This window comes from Pantoea sp. OVA07A, from assembly GCF_019969975.1.
GTDB classification, from domain to species: Bacteria; Pseudomonadota; Gammaproteobacteria; order Enterobacterales; family Enterobacteriaceae; genus Pantoea; species Pantoea agglomerans.
On sequence record NZ_JAHXYM010000015.1, the window covers coordinates 1 to 1,692 of the forward strand.

At 56.9% G+C, this 1,692-nt stretch carries 1 pseudogene; it reads left to right on the forward strand.

Annotated elements, in window-relative coordinates:
* Positions 1–1,692, forward strand: a pseudogene (locus LC417_RS22230) (hypothetical protein); the annotation flags it as partial.

The following is a 1,692-nucleotide window of genomic DNA, read 5'->3' on the forward strand; positions in this document are numbered from 1 at the left end:
TGCAGGTTTCTGATACCTTCCACTGGAATTATGCCGTGGTAGAGGCAGATGGCAGCTGGCGCGCGGAAATCAGCGCGTCGGAGCTTTCCCAGGGCGGCAACTTCCTGTCGTTTGGCGTGCTGGATGGTGCCGGAAACTGGTTTGAGCAGAGTGGCAATGTCACAGCCGACCTTATTACGCCCGTTGAAGGCGGCAATGGGGTTCCGCCGGTTATCGATGACAATCCAACGGATGGTGGCAATACGCCACCCGCCGATGGTGGCACGCCGATTCCGCCTGTCAGCACGCCCCCTTCTTTAACCATTAACAGTTTTACTGGTGACGGCGTGTTAAGCGCTGAGGAGAAGCTCTCCCCACAGACGTTCAGCGGCACCACAGCGAACCTCGCCGCAGAGAGCACGCTGACCATAATGCTGAACGGTCAGACCTATACCACAACGCTGGCCGCTGACGGCAGCTGGAGTGTTATCCTGCCGTCTGCCGATCTGCAGGTGCTGCCGGTAGGGTCTAACCACATCAGCGTAACCTTTGAAAACAGCGTTGGCGGTACGACCACCGCAAACAAAGTCATTACCGTAGAGGCGTCAGCACCGCCATCAGACGCTATCCCGCCACAGCCGACTATAGACACGCCGTTTGTCGACGGGTTTATGAACGCACATGAACGCTTCGAGCCTGTTACGCTGAGCGGCTCCACTGGTGTGACCGGGGCGGGCCAGAAGATCGATCTGACCGTAGATGGTGTTCACTATGCGGGCGCTGTGGACAGTCTGGGCAACTGGCTTGTCTCACTCTCCACCGGGCAGCTGATGGAAGCAGATTTAGCCGAGGGGAGTCATTCCGTTACGCTGACCGCCACCGATCGCTGGGGCCAGTCCGGTATCACGGAGACGACGTTTATTACCGATACGCAGGATCCTCTTGTCACGATTAATACCCTGGCAGGGGACGGGGTGATCGACAGTCATGAAATCAGCAGCCCGCTGGTGATCTCTGGCAGAGGCGAAGCCGGCAGCACGATTGAAGTTAGTTTTGGGGCCTCCCACTGGAGCGGCATCGTCGATCAAAATGGCCAGTGGCAGTTCTCAGTTCCCGCGGAAACGCTGCAGGGAATGGAGGAAGGGAGCTACCGTGCCATTGCTGAAACAACCGACGAAGCGGGCAACAAAGGTTATGCCTCAGCAGGCGTGCAAATCTTCGCTACTGAGGCGTTGCCGCAGCTGACCCTTGATCCAATCACCGGCGACAATGCGGTCAGTTACCAGGAGGGGATATACGGGATTATCTTCACCGGCACCGCCGCCCATCTTCCCTCCGGCACGCCGGTTGAACTGACCCTTGACGGCAGAACCTGGCAGGGCAGCGTCTATCAGAATCAGTGGCAGGTTCAGCTCTCTGACAGCGACGTGAAAACTATCAAGGATGGCAACTATACCATTCAGGTCAGTGCAACGGATCTGAATGGAAACAGTACCAGCCTCAGCCAGAATCTGCTGCTGATTACCCACTACAACAGCAGCAACCCAAAAGTCACCGTTAACGACATCACACTGGAGGATGCGGTACAGCATGACGGTCAGACCTGGTACGTTATCAGCGGCACGCTTGAAGCGCCGCTGCCGCTTAAGACTTTTGCGGTGCAGGTTTCTGATACCTTCCACTGGAATTATGCCGTGGTAGAGGCAGATGGCA